The 19,948-nt window shown below is 74.6% G+C and carries 16 protein-coding genes; 6 read left to right on the forward strand and 10 right to left on the reverse strand.

All coding sequences use genetic code 11. From position 1 onward, the window contains the following. Positions 1 to 27: 27 nt before the first annotated feature. Both HS045_RS32485 and HS045_RS32490 read right to left on the reverse strand, forming a co-directional pair. The gene (locus HS045_RS32485; protein ID WP_230885209.1) at positions 28 to 768 is read right to left on the reverse strand and encodes a dienelactone hydrolase family protein; all 741 of its coding nucleotides are present in this window, start codon (positions 766 to 768) and stop codon (positions 28 to 30) included. Positions 769 to 943: 175 nt separating this feature from the next. Next, the gene (locus HS045_RS32490; RefSeq protein WP_307827827.1) at positions 944 to 2,014 is read right to left on the reverse strand and encodes a LacI family DNA-binding transcriptional regulator; all 1,071 of its coding nucleotides are present in this window, start codon (positions 2,012 to 2,014) and stop codon (positions 944 to 946) included. A gap of 233 nt (positions 2,015 to 2,247) precedes the next feature. Between HS045_RS32490 and HS045_RS32495 the strand changes: the two genes are divergently transcribed. The 6 genes from HS045_RS32495 (at position 2,248) to HS045_RS32520 (ending at position 10,907) form a co-directional block, all read left to right on the forward strand. Beyond that, complete coding sequence (locus HS045_RS32495; RefSeq protein ID WP_196455451.1) at positions 2,248 to 3,180, forward strand: carbohydrate ABC transporter permease; 933 nt, start codon at positions 2,248 to 2,250, stop codon at positions 3,178 to 3,180. Between the two features lie 32 nt (positions 3,181 to 3,212). Next, positions 3,213 to 4,208 (forward strand): carbohydrate ABC transporter permease, encoded by a 996-nt coding sequence (locus tag HS045_RS32500; protein ID WP_230885210.1) that lies wholly within the window; start codon positions 3,213 to 3,215, stop codon positions 4,206 to 4,208. Positions 4,209 to 4,234: 26 nt separating this feature from the next. Further along, positions 4,235 to 5,617: an ABC transporter substrate-binding protein gene (locus HS045_RS32505; protein WP_196455452.1), complete on the forward strand. Its 1,383-nt coding sequence runs from the start codon at positions 4,235 to 4,237 to the stop codon at positions 5,615 to 5,617. A 61-nt stretch (positions 5,618 to 5,678) separates the two neighbouring features. Beyond that, complete coding sequence (locus tag HS045_RS32510; RefSeq protein ID WP_196455453.1) at positions 5,679 to 7,814, forward strand: beta-galactosidase; 2,136 nt, start codon at positions 5,679 to 5,681, stop codon at positions 7,812 to 7,814. Positions 7,815 to 7,929: 115 nt separating this feature from the next. Then, a complete protein-coding gene (locus HS045_RS32515; protein ID WP_196455454.1) occupies positions 7,930 to 10,107 on the forward strand; it encodes an alpha-galactosidase in 2,178 nt (725 codons plus the stop codon). Next, on the forward strand, positions 10,104 to 10,907 hold the full coding sequence (locus tag HS045_RS32520; protein WP_196455455.1) for an endonuclease/exonuclease/phosphatase family protein: 804 nt from the start codon (positions 10,104 to 10,106) through the stop codon (positions 10,905 to 10,907). The genes HS045_RS32515 and HS045_RS32520 overlap by 4 nt, the downstream gene beginning before the upstream one ends. A 148-nt stretch (positions 10,908 to 11,055) precedes the next feature. Here HS045_RS32520 and HS045_RS32525 read toward each other — a convergent pair whose 3' ends face one another. Genes HS045_RS32525 through HS045_RS32560 form a run of 8 tightly spaced genes read right to left on the reverse strand, consistent with a single transcriptional unit; the run spans position 11,056 to position 19,450 of the window. Beyond that, on the reverse strand, positions 11,056 to 12,336 hold the full coding sequence (locus HS045_RS32525) for a glycosyltransferase family 4 protein (protein WP_196455456.1): 1,281 nt from the start codon (positions 12,334 to 12,336) through the stop codon (positions 11,056 to 11,058). Then, positions 12,333 to 13,640 carry a lipopolysaccharide biosynthesis protein gene (locus tag HS045_RS32530; protein ID WP_196455457.1) on the reverse strand — a complete coding sequence of 436 codons (1,308 nt, stop codon included), beginning with the start codon at positions 13,638 to 13,640 and terminating at the stop codon, positions 12,333 to 12,335. The genes HS045_RS32525 and HS045_RS32530 overlap by 4 nt, the downstream gene beginning before the upstream one ends. Further along, on the reverse strand, positions 13,637 to 14,908 hold the full coding sequence (locus HS045_RS32535) for a glycosyltransferase family 4 protein (protein ID WP_196455458.1): 1,272 nt from the start codon (positions 14,906 to 14,908) through the stop codon (positions 13,637 to 13,639). Before HS045_RS32535 ends, HS045_RS32530 begins: the two co-directional genes overlap by 4 nt. After that, the gene (locus HS045_RS32540; protein ID WP_307827829.1) at positions 14,905 to 15,723 is read right to left on the reverse strand and encodes an NTP transferase domain-containing protein; all 819 of its coding nucleotides are present in this window, start codon (positions 15,721 to 15,723) and stop codon (positions 14,905 to 14,907) included. Before HS045_RS32540 ends, HS045_RS32535 begins: the two co-directional genes overlap by 4 nt. Next, positions 15,716 to 16,423, reverse strand: a complete 708-nt coding sequence (locus HS045_RS32545) for an HAD family phosphatase (protein ID WP_196455459.1) — start codon at positions 16,421 to 16,423, stop codon at positions 15,716 to 15,718. Before HS045_RS32545 ends, HS045_RS32540 begins: the two co-directional genes overlap by 8 nt. Next, a complete protein-coding gene (locus tag HS045_RS32550) occupies positions 16,420 to 17,667 on the reverse strand; it encodes a 2-phospho-L-lactate transferase CofD family protein (protein WP_230885211.1) in 1,248 nt (415 codons plus the stop codon). The genes HS045_RS32545 and HS045_RS32550 overlap by 4 nt, the downstream gene beginning before the upstream one ends. Then, the gene (locus HS045_RS32555) at positions 17,664 to 18,668 is read right to left on the reverse strand and encodes a glycosyltransferase family 2 protein (protein WP_307827830.1); all 1,005 of its coding nucleotides are present in this window, start codon (positions 18,666 to 18,668) and stop codon (positions 17,664 to 17,666) included. The genes HS045_RS32550 and HS045_RS32555 overlap by 4 nt, the downstream gene beginning before the upstream one ends. Positions 18,669 to 18,709: 41 nt before the next feature. Then, on the reverse strand, positions 18,710 to 19,450 hold the full coding sequence (locus HS045_RS32560) for a hypothetical protein (protein WP_307827832.1): 741 nt from the start codon (positions 19,448 to 19,450) through the stop codon (positions 18,710 to 18,712). Positions 19,451 to 19,948 lie beyond the last annotated feature (498 nt).

A 19,948-nucleotide genomic window follows, 5' to 3' on the forward strand; every position in this document is an offset into this window, starting at 1 on the left:
GGCGGGCCCCGGCCGGCGCGTCACACGCTACGCGGCGGCGGCCTCTCGGAGGTGCCGGGCGAAGAACCGCAGCGCGTCGTCGGTCTCGTGCGCGGGGATCCCGCCGTGGTCGCCCGGGTTGGCGTGCAGCGTCTTGTCGGCCGAGCCCAGCGCGTCGAACAGCGCCAGGGCCTGCTCCCTGGACACCCGCGTGTCGTCCCACTGGAGCAGGAACCGCACCGGCGCGGTGACCCGGGCGGCGGACGCGGCCAGCCCGTGCACGCCGAGCAGTCCCAGCACCGCGGCGCGGATCCGGGGCTCGGCGGCGAGCAGCGGCACGCCGAGCCCGCATCCCATCGACACGCCCCAGTAGCCGACCGGGCCGCCGCCCACGTGGTCGAGCTCCTGGATCGCGGTCAGCACGGCCTGCCAGTCGGCGACGGTCTGCTCGGCCAGCAGGTCGTGCATGGTCGCGAGCAGCTCGGCCGGGTCGTCCCCGGCGGCCATGCGGGCCCTCATGTCGCCCGCGAACCGGAGGAACCGCTCGTCCTTCGGCCGGTCGCCGTGGTTGGGGGCGTCGATCGCGACGACGGCGAAACCCCCTTCGGCGGCGAACCGGTGGGCGCCGGCCAGGACGCCGGGGGCCTTCTTGTGCTGGCCGCCACCGTGTCCCATCAGGATCAGCGGGCGGGGACCGGTGGCGCCCCGCGGCGTGAACAGCACGCCGGGGATCTCGCCGAGGGTGAAGGACTGCTCGGTGACGCCGTCGGTCGACGTCGGAGAGGTCAAGCTGAAGCGCATGGCGTTTCAAAGCCTTTCGGGGTGCCTTGTTCGGGCGCTCCCTAGACCATGCGGGGGAGGGAGGCCCGACCTGTCGTCACAGCGTTGATCGGTCTCACCTCCCTCAGTCGTGGTGTCGCACGGCAGCGGTGAACATATCACACGGGCGTCGCCCGGCGCGGTGTCAGCGCGCCCCCCGCCAGGGGCCCGAGCTGTCGCGGACCACCAGCTCCACCGGGACCAGGTGGACCCGGGTCTCGGGCTGCCTGCGGGTCGTGATCTGCTCCACCAGGAGTTCCACGCAGATCCGCCCGCCCTGGTCGAAGTCCTGGCGGACCGAGGTGAGCCCCGGCCAGAAGTAGGCCGACTCCGGCATGTCGTCGAAGCCCACGACGCTGACGTCGCCGGGTACGGCGCGGCCCGCCTCGTGCAGGGCGCGGATCACCCCCAGGGCCATCTGGTCGTTGGCCGCGAAGACCGCGCTGACCTCGGGGTCGTCGGCGAGATAGCGGCCCAGCCGGTGGCCGGACTCCGCGGTCCAGTCGCCGAAGAGCACCGGCGGGACCGGGCGGCCCCGGCCCTCCAGGGTGCGGCGCCAGGAGGCGTGCCGGTGCCGGGCGGAGTTGGAGGTGGCGGGACCCGCCACGTGCCGGACGGTGGGGTGGCCGAGGTCGAGCAGGTGCTCGGTGGCCAGGCGCGCGCCGGCGGCCTGGTCGGAGTCGACCATGGGGTACTCCTGGCCGTCGTGCCCGTCGGAGACGACGACGGGCACGCCCTGGGGGAGGCGGAACGACGGCTGGTCGAACACCTCGGCCTCGACGATCACGACGCCGTCGACGGACTGGGTGCTGAGCCGGGCGAAGGCCTCGTCGACCTCCTTGAGCGTCGGGGTGGTGATGCCGATGAGGTCGATGGAGAACCCGGCCTCGCGGGCGGCGCTGGAGATGCTGTCCAGGGTGCGCATGTTGCCGTACCGGCTGAGCGTGAAGCTGATCACGCCGATCATGCCGAAGCGGCCGGTGGCCAGGGCGCGGGCGGCGATGTTGGGCTGGTAGCCCAGGGCCCGCATCGCGCTGAGCACCCGTTCGCGGGTGGTGTCCTCGACGTTGGTGCGGTTGTTGGCCACCCGGGACACGGTCTGCGGGGAGACCCCGGCCAGCCGCGCCACGTCCGTCATGGACGGTGCCCGATGGCTGCGTCCCTTGCCGCTCTTGCCGCTCTTGCCGGCCTGTGACCCGCCGTCTGCTGCGGCCACCTGAACGCCCCCTTTTTGCTGCTAAGTCCGGTTCAATGCTGTATGCACCATCGATTCCTGATTTCATGGCAGCGCTAACAGGGTATCGCGCCCGTCGGCTGATGGTGAAACGCCCGGTCGCGGAAATCTTTGCAGTTCATGCCGGGATCTATTGACGCGCCCGCAGTGCGCTGTGAGGCTCATGGTCGTGCCGCCATGGCAGCGCTAACACGGACAAGGAGGTCATACGTCGTATGGCAGACACGCCCGTTGTCGCCCCGAGGGCACGACCGCCCACCTTCCGGAGGCGACCGCCCACCCCCCGGAAGCGCCCGCCCCGTCCGGCCGCGCGGTACCACCGGGCGGCCTGGGCCTTCAGCGCCCCCTTCTGCGCGGTGTTCGCGATCGCCATCGTGGCGCCCCTGGCGTACGCGACGTATCTGAGCCTCTTCCAGGACCGGCTCGTCGGCGGGACCGTCTTCGTGGGCCTGGACAACTACCTCACCGCGTTCGGCGACCGGCTCCTCCACGTGGGCCTGCTCCGGGTGGCGCTGTTCCTGGCGGTGCAGGTCCCGATCATGCTGGGCCTCGCCCTGCTCGCCGCGCTCGCGCTCGACAGCGGCCGGCTCCGCTTCGCCGGGGTCTACCGCATCGGGATCTTCGCGCCCTACGCGGTGCCCGCCGTCGTCGCCGCGCTGATGTGGGGCTACCTGTACGGCGACGAGTTCGGCCTGGCCGGGGGCGCGGCGCTGTCGGGGCCCTGGATCCTCACGTCGATCGGCAACATCGTCACCTGGGAGTGGACCGGGTACAACATGCTGATCCTCTACGCGGCGCTGCGCGTGGTCCCCGGGGAGCTGTACGAGGCGGCCGAGATCGACGGCGCGGGGGAGATCCGCAAGGCGGTGAGCATCAAGCTGCCCGCACTGCGCCCGGCCCTGCTGCTGGCCGCGATCTTCTCGATCATCGGCAGCTTCCAGCTCTTCAACGAGCCGAACGTGCTGGCCGTGCTCGCCCCGGCGGAGATCGCCACCTCCTACACGCCCAACATGTACGCCTACAACCTCGCCTTCAACGGCCAGCAGTACAACTACGCGGCGGCGGTGGCCGTGGTGCTGGGCGGCGTGACCATCGTCGTGGCCTACGCCGTACAGCTGACCGCCGCGCGAAGGGAGCGCCGGTCATGAGCGGGGCGCCGGTCACGAGCGGAGCGTCGGCCATGAGCGGAGCGTCGGCCATGAGCGGAGCGTCGGCCATGAGCGGAGCGTCGGCCATGAGCGGAGCGTCGGCCATGAGTGGAGAGCCGGTCATGAGCGGGGCGCAGGTCGTCGGCGGAGCGCCGGGGCGGGCGCGGGCCGGGCGGGGGGCGTCGATCGCCGGACGCGTCGCGCTGACGGTGCCGATGCTGGCCATGCTGCTGTACTGCCTGCTGCCGCTGGTCTGGCTGCTGGTCAACGCCACCAAGTCCAACGCCGGCCTGCTGGAGAGCCCCGGCCTCTGGTTCGCCGACGACTTCGCCCTGTTCGACAACGTCCGGGAGGTCTTCGCCTACCAGGACGGCGTCTACGGCCGCTGGTTCCTCAACACGCTGCTGTACGCCGTGCTCGGCGCCGGCGGGGCCACCGCGATCGCCGCGATGGGCGGCTACGCCCTGGCCGTCTACGACTTCCCCGGCGGCCGGGTGCTGTTCGCCGTCGTCCTGGGCGCCATCACGGTGCCCACCACCGCGCTGGCCGTGCCCACCTTCCTGCTGTTCACGAAGCTCGGCCTGGTCAACACGCCGTGGGCGGTGCTGATCCCGGCGCTGGCCAGCCCGTTCGGGCTCTACCTGATGCGCGTCTACGCCGCCGACGCGGTGCCCGTCTCGATGCTGGAGGCCGCCCGGCTGGACGGGGCGGGGGAACTGCGCATCTTCCTCGGCATCGCGCTGCGGCTGCTCCGGCCCGGCCTGGTCACCGTGCTGCTGTTCACCCTCGTCGCGACCTGGAACAACTACTTCCTGCCGCTGATCGTGCTGAGCGAGCCGGAGTGGTATCCGCTCACCGTCGGCCTGAACCAGTGGAACAGCCAGCTGGGCAGCGCCGCGGGCGGCCAGGCGGTCTACAACCTGGTGATCACCGGCTCGCTCGTCGCGATCGTCCCGCTCGTGGCGGCCTTCCTCCTCCTCCAGCGCCACTGGCGGTCCGGCCTGTCGGCCGGGGCCGTCAAGCAGTGACCCCCCACCCCCCACGGAGGTTTCCCATGCGCAAGCCAGCGATCGCCGCGCTCTTCCTGGCGATCCTCACCGCCGCCCTCACCGGCACCGCCGCGTGCTCGCCCGCCGCGGACCCCGCGGACCCCGCGGGCGCGGGCGCGTCCGGAGACGCCGGGCGGCGGGCCACCGCGGCCGACATCGAGAAGGCGCTGCAGACCGAGACCACGCTCACCTTCTGGTCCTGGGTGCCCGACATCGACAAGACGGTCGCGCTGTTCGAGCGGAAGTACCCCAAGGTCAAGATCAATCTGGTCAACGCCGGCCAGTCGGCCGCGCACTACACCAAGCTCCAGTCGGTGGTGAAGGCCGGCAGCGGCGCACCCGACGTGGCGCAGCTGGAGTACTTCGCGCTGCCCCAGTTCGCCCTCTCCAAGGCGGTGGTCGACCTCAACCGGTACGGCGCGGCGGAGACGAAGGACGCGTTCACCCCCTCGGCCTGGGAGCAGGTGACCGTCAACGGCGGCGTCTACGGCGTCCCGCAGGACACCGGCCCGATGGTCATGTTCTACCGCACCGACGTCTTCGACCGGCTCAAGCTCGACCCGCCGAAGACCTGGGAGGAGTTCCGCACCGTCGCGGAGAAGATCAAGGCCGACGACCCGGACGCGTTCGTCACCTCCGTCGACCCCAGCGACGCGGGCGGCGTGGACAGCCTGATCTGGCAGGCCGGCGGCCGGCCGTTCGCCATCCAGGACGCCACCACCGTCCGGGTGAACCTGCGGGACGAGGGCACCGGGCGCTGGGCCGCCCTCTGGGGCGACCTGGCCAAACGCAAACTCGTCGATCCGGCCGTCGGCTGGAACGACGCCTGGTGGCGCGACATGGCGAGCGGCAAGTACGCGGTGTGGATCGCCGGAGCCTGGGCTCCCGGCGCCATCGCGAGCACGATCCCGCAGAGCACGGGCAAGTGGCGGGCCGCGCCCATGCCCCAGTGGGACCCCGCCGCGCCCGCCGCCGCGGAGAACGGGGGCTCGGCCGTGTCCGTGCTCACGCAGAGCAGGAACCCCCTCGCGGCGGTCGGCTTCGCCCGGTGGCTCAACTCCGACCCCGAGGCGGTCCGGTCGCTCAACACCGCCTCCGGCCTGTTCCCCGCGACCAGGGAACTGCTCGGCAGCGCCGAGTTCACCGAGGCGGAGATCCCGGTCCTCGGCGGGCAGAAGGCGAACAAGGTGTTCGCCGAGGCGTCGGCCCGGGTGGCTCCGGGCTGGCAGTACCTGCCCTTCCAGGTCTACGCCAACAGCGTCATGAAGGACACCCTCGGCCGGGCCGTGGCGGCGGGCACCGACCTCGGCGCGGGCCTGACCGCCTGGCAGGAGCAGATCACCGCCTACGCCCGGCAGCAGGGCTTCACCCTCGCCTCCGGCTCCTGACGTCCCGGGCGGGGCCGGCGAGCCCGGCCCCGCCCTTCCTCCCGGACCCCGAAGGACGCACATGCCCCACCGCTGGATCCGCAGGCCCGAGCCGACCGGCCTGGTCTACGGGGCCGACTACAACCCCGAGCAGTGGCCGCAGGACGTCTGGCCCGAGGACGTCCGGCTGATGCGCGAGGCGGGCGTCACCATGGTCAGCGTCGGGGTCTTCTCCTGGGCGCGGCTCCAACCGACCGCCGCGACCTGGGACTTCGGCTGGCTCGACCGGGTGCTGGACCTGCTGCACGGGGGAGGGATCGCCGTCGACCTCGCCACCGCCACCGCCTCCCCGCCGCCGTGGCTGACCCACGCCCACCCCGAGGTGCTGCCCGTCGACGCCGAGGGCCGCCGGCTGCACCACGGCGGACGCCAGGCCTGGTGCCCCAGCTCGCCGGTCTACCGCGAACACGCCCTGCGACTGGTGGAGGAGATGGCCACCCGGTACGGCGGGCATCCCGCCCTGGTCCTGTGGCACGTCTCCAACGAGCTGGGCTGCCACAACGCCCGCTGCCACTGCGAGGTGTCGGCCGCCGCCTTCCGCGGCTGGCTCCGCCGCCGGCACGGCGACCTGGACGGGCTCAACGCCGCCTGGGGCACCGACTTCTGGAGCCAGGTCTACTCCGACTGGGAGGAGATCCTGCCGCCCCGGCTGGCCGCCTCCTACGTCAACCCCACCCAGCAGCTCGACTTCGCCCGCTTCTGCTCCGACGAGCTGCGCGGCCAGCTCCGGGCCGAACGCGACGTGCTGCGGCGCCTCACCCCGGACGTGCCGGTGACCACCAACTTCATGATCATGGGCGGGACCCGGGACATGGACTACGCCTCCTGGGCGGCCGACGTCGACCTGGTCGCCAACGACCACTACCCCGACGCGGCGCGGGCCAGGCCGGAGATCGAGCTGGCCTTCTCCGCCGACCTGACCCGGGGCGTCGCGGGCGGGCGCCCCTGGCTGCTGATGGAGCACGCCACCAGCGCGGTGAACTGGCAGCCGGTCAACGTCGCCAAGCCCGCCGGGAGCCTGCGGCTGGGCAGCCTGGCGCACGTGGCGCGCGGCGCCGACGGCGCGTGCTTCTTCCAGTGGCGGGCCTCCCGCGCGGGCGCGGAGAAGTACCACTCGGGCATGGTCCCGCACGCGGGCACCCGCTCGAAGGTCTGGCGGGACGTGGTGGCGCTCGGCCGCGACCTGGCCGCCCTGGCGGAGGTCGCCGGCTCCCGGGTGGTCTCCGAGGTCGCGCTGCTGTTCGACTGGGAGTCGTGGTGGGCGGCCGAGCTCGACGCCCACCCGAGCGACCGGATCCGCTACCGCGAGATCGCCCTCGGCTGGTACGAGGCGCTGTGGCGGGCGGGCGTGTCCGCCGACGTCGTCCCGCCGGACGCCGACCTGTCCGGGTACCGGCTCGTCCTGGCGCCCACGCTCCACCTGACCACCGACGAGACGAACCGCCGCCTGGCCGGCTACACCGCGGCGGGCGGCCACCTGCTCGTCACCTACTTCTCCGGCATCGTGGACGAGAACGACCACATCCGCCTCGGCGGCTACCCCGGCGCCTTCCGCGACCTGCTCGGCGTCCGCGTCGAGGAGTTCTTCCCCCTGCCGCCCGGGACCGCCGTCCGCGTGCGCGACGAGGACCCCGGCCCGGAGCGGACCGGCACGCAGTGGACCGGCGCGGAGCGGACCGGCACGCAGTGGACCGGCGCGGAGCGGACCGGCACGCAGTGGACCGGCCCGGAGCGGACCGGCACGCAGTGGACCGGCACGCACTGGACGGAGCTGCTGGAGACCGGCACCGCGACCGCCGTCGCGCGCTACACGGACGGCCCGCTGGCGGGGGTGCCCGCGGTCACGGTCAACCGGTACGGCGAGGGCCGCGCCTGGTACGTCGCCACCCAGCCCGCCCCGGACGCCGCCGCGGCGCTGCTGGCCCGGGTGCGGGCGGAGGCCGGGGCGGGACCCGTCGCCGAGGCCGCCCCCGGCCTGGAACTGGTACGGCGCAGCGGACCGGAGGCCGACTACCTGTTCGCCCTCAACCACTCCGCCGAGCCCGCCTGGCTGCGCGCCGGCGGCACCGACCTGCTCACCGGGACCGAGCACGACCCCGGCGGCCGGACCGCGGTGCCGCCGAACGACCTGGTGGTGCTGCGCACCCGCCGCCGGTGACCCGGGACCGGCCCTCCCGGTCCCGAGGAGGACGGGGTCCCGAGGAGGACGGCGACCCCGCGGCGGCCCCCGATCCCCCGGGCCGGCTCGATCGCTCCACGGACGGAGGACCCCGATGTCCCGCGTGACCCATCTCGCCGAGCACCGCCTCTGGCTGCTCACCACGCCCGCGACGTCGTACGCGCTGCGCCTCGACGACGAGGACCGCCCCCGGCACGTGCACTGGGGCGCCCGGCTGACCGCCGAGCAGGCGGCCACCGTGCCGCCGCCCGTCAGCCGGGACGCCGGCAGCTTCCAGACGGGCGGCCCCGGCGGCGAGCTGGAGGGACCCGGCTTCGGACCGCCGTCGCTCGACGTCCGCTTCGCCGACGGGGGCGCGGGCGTCGAGTGGCGCTACCGCGGCCACGCGATCGACGGCGGCGACCTGGCGGTCCGCTTCGCCGACCGGCACCACCCCCTGGAGATCACGCTGCACTACCGCGTGCACGACGACACCGACGTGATCGAACGCTGGACCGTCCTGCGGCACACCGGCGACGGCGATTCCCGCGATCCCGTCGGGCTGCTCCGGTGGGACTCGGCCGCCTGGACGCTCCCGCCGCTGCCCGCGCCGCGGCTGAGCCACGTCGCCGGGGGCTGGGCCGCGGAGACCCTGCTCCGGCGCGAGGCCCTGCCGTACGGCGAGACCGTGCTGACCAGCCGCCGCGGGACCACCGGCCACCAGGCCAACCCGTGGGTCATGCTGGACGGCGGCCAGGCCACGGAGGAGCACGGCGAGGTGTGGAGCGCGGCACTCGCCTGGAGCGGGAGCTGGCGGATCACCGTGCACCGGCCCGCCTTCGACGCCGTCGGTCTCACCGGCGGCTCCGGCCACGACGGGCTGAGCTGGCGGCTCGCCCCGGGCGAGACCTGGCGCAGCCCGGTCTTCGCCGGCGTGTACGGCGCCGCGGGCTTCGGCGGGATCAGCCGCCAGTGGCACTCCTACGCGCTGCGCCACGTCCTGCCCCACCCGGACGAGCTGCGGCCGGTGGTCTACGACTCGTGGGAGGCCACCGGCTTCGACGTCGACCTGGCCGGGCAGCTCCGCCTGGTGGAGCGGGCCGCCGCCCTGGGCGCGGAGCTGTACGTCCTGGACGACGGCTGGTTCGGCGCCCGCCGCAGCCAGCGGGCGGGGCTGGGCGACTGGCGGGTCGCGCGCGACCGGTTCCCGGGCGGCCTGGACCCGCTGATCGAGGCGGTGCGCGCCCGCGGCATGCGGTTCGGGCTCTGGGTCGAACCGGAAATGGTCAACCCCGACAGCGACCTGTACCGGGAGCGGCCCGACTGGGTCCTGCACCTGCCGAACCGGCGCCGCACCACGCTGCGCGACCAGCTCGTGCTCGACTTCGCCCGGCCCGAGGTGGCCGGCTGGGCGTACGACTGGCTGGACCGGCTGCTCACCGGGCACCGGATCGACTTCCTGAAGTGGGACTTCAACCGCCCCCTCACCGAGGTGGGCCGGCCCGGCCACGACGACCCCGGCCGCCTGTGGACCGACCACGTCCGCAGCGTGTACGCGGTCATCGACCGGCTGCGGGCCGCCCACCCGCACCTGCGGATCGAGACCTGCGCGGGCGGCGGCGGGCGCGTCGACTTCGGCATCCTGGCCAGGACCGACGAGGCGTGGGCCTCCGACAACACCGACGCCGTCGACCGGATCGGCATCCAGCACGGCTACGGCCAGGTCTACCCCGCCCGCACCATGGCGGCCTGGGTGACCGACAGCCCCAACCCGCTCACCGGACGCGCGGTGCCGCTGCGCTTCCGCTTCCACGTCGCCATGTCGGGCGTCCTGGGCCTCGGCGGCGACCTGACCCGGTGGTCCGCCGCCGAGCTGGCCGAGGCCGCCGGGCTGGTCGCGCTGTACAAGGAGGTCCGGCCGGCCGTCCAGCACGGCGCCCTGCACCGCCTGACCCGCGCCGACGCGCCGGTGACGGCGGTGCAGTACGTCCTCGGGGACGCGGCCGGCGCGGCCGACGAGGTCGTGGTCCTCGCCTGGCGGGTGACGGCGCGTTTCGGCCACACCGCGGCGCCGCTGCGCCTGGCCGCGCTCGACCCCGGCGCCGTCTACCGGGACACCGGCACCGGGGCCGCGCACCACGGCGCGGTCCTGCTGGCCCACGGCCTGCCCCTGGACCTGCCGCCCGGCGACCACGCCAGCGGCCTGACCCGCCTCGTGCGCCTCCCCGCCGGCGCCCCGCACGGTCCGCCGTCCCCGGTACCGGGCGGGCGTGTGGGAACGTCTGAGGCATGAGGATTCTGACTTTCAACGTGCTCGTCGGCGGCGAGGAGCGGTTCGACGCGATCCGCTCGATCGTGGCGGCCGAGCGCCCCGACCTGCTGGTGCTGCAGGAGTGCGTCGGCTGGGAGGACGGCGAGCGGCTCCGCGGGCTGGCCGCGGCGGTCGGGATCCCCGACGGGGACGGGCACCTGGTCGTCGGGACGGCGAACCGGCGGCCGAGCGGCCGCCGGTACAACGTCTGCCTGGCGTCCCGCGCGCCGATCCTGCGCCGCGCGGTGCACGCGCCGCCGTCCATGGCGCACTGCGTCGTGGAGGTGGAGCTCGAATCCGGCGGCGGGGGCGAGCCGCTGCTCGTCCTGGGCACCCACCTGGTCGCCGGCGACGAGGACGCGCGGCTGGCCGAGGTGGACGAGCTGCTCCGCCTCGTCCCGCCCGGTCTGCTGGCCGTACGCGACTGCCTGCTGGTCGGCGACCTCAACGGGCTCTCCCGCCGCGACCCCTACCCCGCCGACCTGGCGGACCGCCTGGCGCGCGCCGGGATCGGCAAGTACGGCCGGCCGCCCCGGTTCGAGGTGGTGGACCGGCTGGAGAAGGCCGGCTGGGTGGACGCCCTGCGGGCCCGGCCGCGCTCGTCGCGCTGGGCCACCGCGCCCCGCGGCGGCGCCGGGGTGGTGGTCGACACGCGCAGCGACTACATCATGCTGTCGCAGCCGCTGGCCGCCCGCCTGGAGTGGGCCGACGTGGTGGAGACCGGCACGGCCTCCGACCACCACGCCGTCGTGGCGCTGCTCGACGGGCGGGACGGCTACTGACGCCGGGCGGCGTCGGGAGGTGTCGGGCGGCGCCGGCGGGCCCGGACCGTCGGGCGGCGGCGGGCCCGGACCGTCGGGCGGCGCCGGCGGGCCCGGACCGTCGGGCGGCGCCGGGCCCGGACCGTCGGGCGGCGCCGGGCCCGGACCGTCAGGCCGCGCCGGACCCGGCCGTCCGCCCGGCGTCCGGGCCCGCCAGCGCCGCCCGGTACACCGCGAGCGTCTCCTGCGCGGCGCGGGCCCAGCTCAGCCGCTCCCGGACGAACCGCTCGCCGTTCTCACCGAGCGCCCGGCGCAGGTCCGGGTCCGTCATCACGTCGATCACGCAGCGGGCGATGTCGTCGGGGTCGGCGGCGCGCACGAACCGCGCCGCGGGCCGCTCCGGGTCGCCGAGGAAGATCCGGGAGAACCCGTCGCCGAGGATCGTCGGCCGGGCCAGCGCCATGGCCTCGGTCGCCACCAGGCCGAAGGGCTCGAACAGGGAGGGGAAGACGCAGGCGTCGGCCATCGCGTAGTACTCCAGCAGGTCCCGCCCCTCGACGAACCCGTCCGAGGTGAGCACGCGCCCGTCCAGCTTGCTCTCGGCGGCGATCCGTTCGACGCCGGCCCGGTCGCCCTCCCCGACGAGGACCAGCCGCAGCCCGGGGACGGCGGGCGCGATCCGCCGCATCGCCTCCAGCAGCTGGTAGACGCCCTTCTGCCGTTCCAGGCGGCCGACGAACAGCAGGACCGGGTCCTCCGCCGGGATGCCGAGCCGGGCGCGCAGCGCCTCGGCGCCCGCGCGGAGCCCGTCCCGGTCGAGGCCGGGATCGGCGAGCACCCGCTCGAACGTGCCGCCCAGGCACACGACGTCCAGCGTCGCCGGGTCCCAGCCGGCGGCGACGAGCTGCTCGCGGACCTCCGGGGTGGCGACGACGACGCGGCGGGCGATCCGCCCGAGCCACCGCTCCACGGCGGCGAACACGTCGAGCGGGTCGGTGATGCTGCGCTGCGGGGCCACGCCGTACTCGGTGGTGTGCACGTGCAGGACGACCGGCAGCCGCAGCACGTGGTGGCAGAGCAGCCCGGCCAGGAAGTTCGTCGAGTCGTGCACGGCGACCAGGTCGGGCCGCCCGCTCCGGCCCGCGCGCAGCAGCCGCAGGAAGTAGCGCCAGTTGCTCGCCACGACGCTCGCCGCGAGCAGGGCGAACTCGGTCCGGCGGGTGCGGTTGAGACGCCGCCTGCGGCCGATCGCGCCGAGGATCCGGCCCGGCGGCCGGTACACGGTGACGGCGCCGCGCCGCTCGTGCACCGGGCGGTCCCCGGTGTCGTTGAGGGTGAAGACCGCCAGCGGCCGGTGGCCGGCCAGGTGGGGGACGATCTCCTCGGCGTAGCGGCCGAGCCCCGCGGTGATGTTGGGCGGGAACTGGTTGATGATGTGGACGATCTTCATGGTGCGGTCTCCCGGGGACGTGGCGCGCCCGCCGCCGGATCCGCCCGCCGGTACGTCCGGGCGGCGGTCGCGGCCACGAGGGCGACGAGGACGAGATTGCTCAGCGCGAACGCGGTCAGCGCCCCGGTCAGGCCCTGCCAGGCGGTGAGCGCCGCCTGGCAGGCCAGGGCGACGGGCGTCCCCGCCGCCAGGCAGGCGATGAGCACCTTCGCGCCGCGCACCCCGTCCATCAGCAGGGCGGCGGAGTAGAGGTTGAAGACCATGTGGACGCCCATCCCCGCGGCCGACAGCGCCATCAGGCCGAGCGCGTACGGGTACTGCTCGCGGAGCAGGAGGAAGAACACGGCGCCGGCCGCGAACGACAGCAGCGCCGTGCCCGCGGCGACCAGCGGGGTGATCCGGCCGATGCGCCGCAGCACCGCGGTCTTGTCCATGGTGGCCAGGGCGGGCAGCAGCACCAGGCCGATCCCGTCGGTGAACAGCACGCCGAACAACCGCTTCGGGAAGCCGTTGTACACCGAGTACACGCCGACGTCGGCCTGCCCCGCCCAGTGGTTGAGGAAGATCACATCCACCCCGAACACCAGGGAGGTGAACGCGGCCAGGACGGTCACGTAGGCGCCGTGCCGGTACAGCGAGCGCGCCAGCGCCGCGGACCAGGTCCGGGGGGCGATCTCCAGGCCCGGCACGGCCGCGACGGCGAAGGCGGCGGTCGTGGCGATGAGCGCGACCAGGTAGAACGCGGCGTCCCGGATGCCCAGGACGAGCAGGCAGTAGGACGAGCCGCCCAGGTAGGCGACGGCGACGGCGAGCTTGAGGACGGCGGTGCGGGCGTACCTCTTCAGGCCCCGCAGGAGGCTTTCGGTCAGCTGGTTGGCCGTCATCGCCGCCGCCAGCGCCAGGGAGAAGCACAGCGTGCGCACGTCGACGCCGAGCAGGGCGGTCAGCGGCGCGGCGGCCAGCAGTCCGGCGGCGGTCAGGGCCGTCCCCAGTCCCAGCGAGGCCAGCAGCGCCGTGGTCACCAGGGCCGGGCGGTCCGCGGGCTCGGCCCGGGGCAGCTCCTGGTACATGACGTAGTTGAGGCTCATCAGCATGCCGACGGTGAGGATCGTGGCGATCGTCAGGACCACGGTGAAGTGGCCGAACGCCGCGGCGCCGATCTCCCGGGCGATGACGAGCCCGGTCGCCGCGGACAGCCCGCTGGCGACGGCGCCCGTCACCGTCGGGCCGACCGCCCAGCCGCGGCCGTGCAGCAGCCGCGCGGTCCGGGCGCGCACGCCTCCGGCCGTCCGGCGGAGCGTCATCGGGCGGCCTCGCCGTAGGCCGTCAGGGTGAGTTCGGCGGTCCGCGCCCAGGTGAACCGGTCGCGGACGTGCGCGGCGCCGCGAGCGGCGAGCCGGGCGGCGGTCTCGCGGTCGTCGAGGCAGCGCGACAGGGCTTCGGCCAGTTCCTCCGGTGAGTCGTGCGCGTACCGGAGCGCGCCGTCCCCGACCACCTCGGGGGAGTAGCCGGGTCCGACGACCACCGGCCGGCCCAGCGCCATGGCCTCCACCGCCACCAGCCCGAACGGCTCGTAGACGGACGGGAAGACGCACACGTCGGCGGCGAGGAAGTGCGCGAAGACCTCGGGCGCGTCCACGAACCGGTAGCCGGCCGCCACGTGCCGGCCGACGCCCTCCTGCTCGATCAGCCGTGCCGTCTCCGCGTCGTCGTCGGTGCGCGGGGCCTGCGCGCCCAGGAGCACGATCCGCACGTCGTCGTGTTCCCGCGCCACCCGGGAGGCCGCCCGGATCAGGGTGCGCACGCCCTTGTGCGGTGACAGGCGTCCGGCGAAGACCACCAGCCGGCCCTCGCCGCCGGGCAGGTGGCGGCGCCGGACCTGCGCGCGGAGGCGGTCGCGGTCCGCGTCGGGCAGTGCGGCCAGCCGCAGCAGGTCGGGGTCCTCGAAGCCGTGCGGCACGACCCGCAGTCGGTCGCGCGGCCAGCCGCGGGCCGCCAGGTCGTCGCGCATGCCGTCGCTCGGGACCACGATCAGCCGCGCCGTGCGCGCCTGGAGCGTCTCGAGCGCGGAGACGGCGGCGGCCACGGGGGAGCGCCGGGGGGACGGGGCGGCGTTGAGCTCGCGGGTGTGCACGTGGAAGACCACCGGCAGCCGTCCGATCAGCCGGCACAGGATGCCGGCCAGGCAGCCCATCCAGTCGTGCACCGCGACGACCGTTCCGCCGCGTTCGGCCCTGGGCCTGCGCGCCTCGGCGCGCAGGACGCGGACCGCGACGCGCACGTTGAAGGCGACCAGCCCGGCGATCCGGGCCAGTTGCCGCACGGGCAGCGGCGTCCGCGAGTCTCCGGCGCGACCGGCGCCGACCGTGCGCACCCGGTGCAGCGTGACGTCACCGGCCCGCTCGGTCCGCGGGGACCGGGAACGCGGCCCGGCGGTGCCGTACACCTCCACCGGGACGCCGGAGTGCTCCAGCGCGGCGGTCACGCGTTCGGCGTAGCGGCCGAGTCCGCCGACGACGTCGGGCGGGATCTCCGAGCAGACGACGTGGACCCGGTGCGGGCGGGCGCTCACCGGGTGCTCCGCAGGAACGCCCGGCGGACGAACTCCAGGTCGGCGGGCGTGTTGACGCCGCGGGCCTCGTCGGGGTCGGTGACCGGCACGACGGTGGTGCGCCAGCCGCGGTCGCGGGACAGGTGGGGCAGGAAGGGCAGGAAGTTGACCTCGCCGGTGGCGGTGCCGGGGGCGGCGCCGGCCAGGTAGTCCCGCCAGGCCGCGGTCAGGCCGCCGGTGCTGAGGCAGAAGACGCCGACGTCGCTGAGGCCGCCGGGACGGCAGTCGTCGCCTTCGCGGGACATGCGGACCCGGGTCAGGGCGGGTCCGGTCAGTTCGTATTCGACATAGGGGTCGGGCAGGGGGACCAGGGGCAGGGTGAGCGCGGGCCGGGCGGCATCGGCGGCGGGGGAGCCTGCGGGGGCATCCGCGGGGGCGCCTGCGGGGTCGTCGCCGCGGTGGGCGTGGACGACGCGTCGGACGGTCCGGGGGGACAGGTTGGCCTGGTCGCCCCAGACGATCAGGATGGATTCGTAGGGGCGCCAGTGGGGGGCGGCGCCGAAGATGGCGTCGCCCATGCCGGTGGGGGTGTGCTGGACGCTGACGGAGACGGCGCCGCGGGCGATCTCGTCGGCGGCCAGCTCCTGGAAGGGCCCGTGGCCGGCGGGGGACAGGACGACGTGGATGTGGTCGGTCCAGGGGCGCAGCCGCCGGTGGAGCAGGTGCCAGACGGTGGTGCCGTCGGCGATCTCGGTCATGATCTTGGGGACGTCGAGGCCGAGCCGGGTGCCCTGCCCGGCCGCGGGGATCACCGCGCAGATCCGCCGGTCATCCACGGGGGTTCACCTCCATGCCGGGAGTCTCGGTGTCGAGGAGGGCCACGATCGCGTCCAGATTCTGCACGGTGACGGCTCCCGGAGCGGGTTCGGCGCCGTGGACCTGGAGGGTGAGCAGGCCGGCGCCGGTGGCGGAGGCGACTCCGTGGGCGGAGTCCTCCACGGCGAGGGCGTCGGCGGGGTCGACGGCCCACCGGTGGCAGGCCTGCCGGTAGAAGCGCGGGTCGGGCTTGCTCCAGGGTGCGTCGTCGGCGGTGAGCACGGCGCGGAACGACCCGGTCAGCGCGCAGGCGGTCAGGACCCGGGTGACCGAGTCGCGGCTGCCGCTGGTGACCAGGTAGGGGATGCGGCCGAGGTCGGCCAGCAGGCCGAGGAGCCGGCGTGCTCCGGGAAGGACGGCCACGGCCCCGTCCGCGGCGTAGGCCCGGTACAGCTCCTGCTTGCGTTCGGCCGCCCGCCGGGCGAGGTCCGGGCGCAGCCCCAGTCCCTGCATGACCTGCCGGGTACTCGTTCCGGCGTGGGCGGTGTAGTCGAAGGAGTCGAGCAGGTCGGGGGCGGTCTCGGCGAGGGCGGTGCGGAACGCCGCCTCGTGGGCGGGGGCGGAGTCCACGAGCGTGCCGTCCAGGTCGAACAGCCAGGCCCGCCGCCCGGCGATCGTCGCGGCCACGGTGGCGGTGACCGGCTCCGGCGCCGGGTTCATCCTGCACCCACCAGGGACGTCCCGGCGGCGATGCGGGTCAGCGCGGCGACGGTGCGCCGGCCGCAGTGCGCGCCGGGCCGCCGCGGGTCCTCCAGGTCCTCGGTGATCCAGCGTGCTGCCGTCCGGCCGGGCCCGGTGTCACCGGAGGCCGGCGCGGTCCGTGTCCGGTGGCACAGGACGTGGGTGACGGTGCGCCGTTCGTTGAGGGGGTCGGCCAGGTAGGCCAGGGTGCGTTCGAGCAGGGCGGGTGCGTCCAGGCCTTGGACGTCGTGGTCGTCGTCGATGTTGACGATGAAGACCTTGGCGGCGGTGGGGTTGGCGGTGATGGCGTCGCTCAGGCCCGGGGTGAGGTAGCTGGGCAGCAGGGAGGAATGGGGGGTGCCGGGTCCGTAGACGATGAGGTCGGCGTGGGTGAGGGCGTGGCGGGCGTGGGGGTTGAGGGTCAGGGGGGCGCGGGCGCCGGTCAGCGCGGCGCGCAGCCGGTCGGGGGGCAGGGCCTGCAGCGCGGCCTGCCGGTGCGGGGTCAGGGGCGCGTCGAGCAGGAACAGGTCGGTGATGGCGACGGCGTCCTGGGGGGCGACGATGTCGGCTTCGTCGGTCAGCAGGCGGCCGTCGTGCTTGAGGGCGGTCAGGAAGGCGTTGCGGCCGTCGGTGACGTTCAGGAGGCGGGCGGGGGTGGCGAAGGTGGCCGCGCAGGAGGTGACGGCGGCGTTGAAGTCGCGGTTGAGGCGCAGGTAGGCGCCGGTCAGGACGAGGTTGCCCAGGGCGCAGTCGGCCAGGTCGAGGCCGGGGTGGTGGTGGAGGTGGTGCAGGAAGGCGGTCAGGTCGCGGGTGATGGCGGTACGGGCGGCGGCGGGCAGGGCGGGCAGGGCGGTGCCGCGGGCCAACCGGTCGGTGAGGGTGGTGAGGTCGTCGGGGGTGCTGGCGGGGGGCAGGCGGTGTTCGAGGACGGTGCGCAGCGCGGTGTGGCGGGGGTCGGTGTCGTTCAGGTGCAGCAGCAGGTTCTTGCGGAAGTCGGAGGGGCCGAGCATGCCGGGCAGGTAGCGGCGTAGCGCCCCGGTGGAGTGGCCGTTGTCGTAGCCGTTGATGAGCAGGGACAGGTCGGTGCGGGGGGTGCGCAGGAGGTGGCGGGCGATGCTGGCGCCGCCGCGTCCGCCGCTGAACAGGGCGATCCTCAGCCGGCCGGGTGGCGGGTCCGCGGGCGTGCGGTCGGCGGGTGGGTGGCCGGCGGCGGGCGGGGTCATCGGGCCTCCCGCGCCGTGCCGGACAGGTCGTGGGCGGCCGTGGTGCCGGATGGGGCCGTGCGCGCCGTGCCGGTCGGGTGGAGGGTGGCCGTGGGGTCGGTCAGGTCGGGGACGGCCGGGGCGCGCAGCACGCCGCGGTGCAGCAGCCATCGCCGGTAGCCGAGGTAGGCCACGAACAGGGCGCGGTCGAGGGCGCCGCGCCAGAAGCGCCAGCCGCGCCGGCCGCCGCCGCGGGGGTGGTGCTCGATCGGGATCTCGGTCCAGGTGTGGCCGGTCTCGGTGAGGCGGGCGGTGATCTCGGTGGAGCAGTTCATGCCGCCGGATTCCAGGGGCAGGGCGCGCAGCAGGGGGCCGCGGACGACTTTGAAGATGGAGTTGAAGTCGCGGTAGCGGGTGCGGTGCAGCAGGTTGCTGACGGCGCCGCTGGCGGCCGAGCCCCAGCGGTAGGGCAGGGTGTCGGCTTTGTGGAGGCGGGCGCCGGAGAAGGCGGTGGCGGTGCCGGTCTGCAGGTGGGGCAGGAAGCGGTCGAGGTTGGTGATGGGGAACTGGCCGTCGGAGTCGAGCAGGACGATCCAGTCGTGGCGGGTGGCGGCGATGGCGGCGGCGATGGCGGCGCCGGCGCCGCGGTTGCGGTCGAAGCCGATGATGACGAGGTGGGGGCAGCGGTGTTGCAGGTCGGTCAGGAGGGCGCGGGTGGTGTCGGTGCTGCCGTCGTCGCAGACGACGATCTCCCAGGCGCCGACGGCGGGGTGGCGGTCGAGGTAGGTGTGCCACCGGGTGATGGCGGTGGTGATGTTGTCGGCTTCGTTGTAGGCGGGCGCGGCCACCGAGATGCTGACCGGTGCGCCGACGGCCGTGCCGGGGGCCGTGGCGGTGCCGGGGGTCGTGGCGGTGCCGACGGCCGTGCCGGGGGCCGTGCCGGGGGTCGTGGCGGGGGGCGTTTCGGCGACGAGATCCGCGGTCGCGCCGCCGGGGTGGGGGGTGTCGTGGGGGTGCGGCACGCTTCGCCTCCTCGTGGTGGTCCCGGTCCTCGTGGTGGCGGTCACCGCGCCGGGGCTTCCCCGGCCCCCAGCAGGCGGCCGATCCAGCGGTCCAGGGGGAGCAGGTTGATCACGATGAGGACCGGCAGGTGGGCCAGGGTGAACAGGATCGCCGCGCCGAACGAGATCGGCCCGCCGGTGAACAGGTTGATGTGCGGGGCGTCGATGAGGTCGGGGATCTCGACGGGGTTGACGACCTGCCACATGACGTCGAGCAGGCCGGAGAAGACGATGAGGATGCCGCTGGCCGCGACCTGCAGGCAGCGCCCCGGGGTGCCGCCGCCGATCCGGTAGGCGGCCGCGACGGTGAGCACGATCCCGGGGTAGAGCAGCAGGTACAGGTGGGTGTAGAAGCCGTCGCCCTGGGCGCGGGCGACGTCGCCGTAGTAGAACCAGCTGACCCGGGGGATCACGTACGCGGTGAAGAACACGAACGGGATGTACAGCAGCCAGTGCAGGCGGCGCGAGACCCAGGGGAAGAACGCGATCGCGCAGCACAGGCAGGCGAACGCGAGCAGTTTGACGACGAGTTCCCAGACCGCCTGGATCTCCCTGCCGTGGGGGGCCAGCCACGAGACGCCGGCGCCGGCGGCACCGGCGAGCAGGGCGATCCACCACACGTGCGGCGCCCAGCGACGCCGGGCGGTCAGCACGATGTCGGCGGCGCCGTCCGGAAGCCGCCCGGCCGGGGCTCCGCCGTCGTCGAGGCGCGGCGGGGAGGTTCTGTCGCTGTGCGCGCTCACGGGTTCCGGTCCCTTCCCTGGGACGCCTGCGGCGCCGCCGCCGAGGGCGCGCCGGCGGACCGGCGCCTACCGGCCGGGCCGATATCCGGACACCCGTTATCCGGGTTCGGACGTGGCGCGTCCGCAGTCGTCTTCGTGCTGTCTCGGTGAATTCCGGCGCAGGGCATGCCGCGCTTCTCCATATTCTTTATGTGAACGTGCCGTCCGGCGGATCGTTTCCGGCGGCGAAGCGGACCGGTGGCCGTCGGCCGGGTATTGATTTCCTTTTCCCGGCCGCGATGTCGAGCAGGGCGGATGCACGGAATCCCGTGCTCGTCACCGCCCGGACCGCCGACCGCCGGATCGCGGAATCCTCGACGGGGAGCCGCCTGAGCGCCTCACCGGTCGCCGTGGGGACACCATAGGGCCGATGCCGTTCGATGCGGTAGGCCGACGGGCGGGTTTCTCCGGCGGAGGCTTTCCCGTCCCTCCGGCCTCCGCGGTAAGGCTTCTTTCCTG

It is taken from the genome of Planomonospora sp. ID82291 (assembly GCF_015711645.1).
In the GTDB taxonomy this organism is placed as follows: Bacteria; Actinomycetota; Actinomycetes; order Streptosporangiales; family Streptosporangiaceae; genus Planomonospora.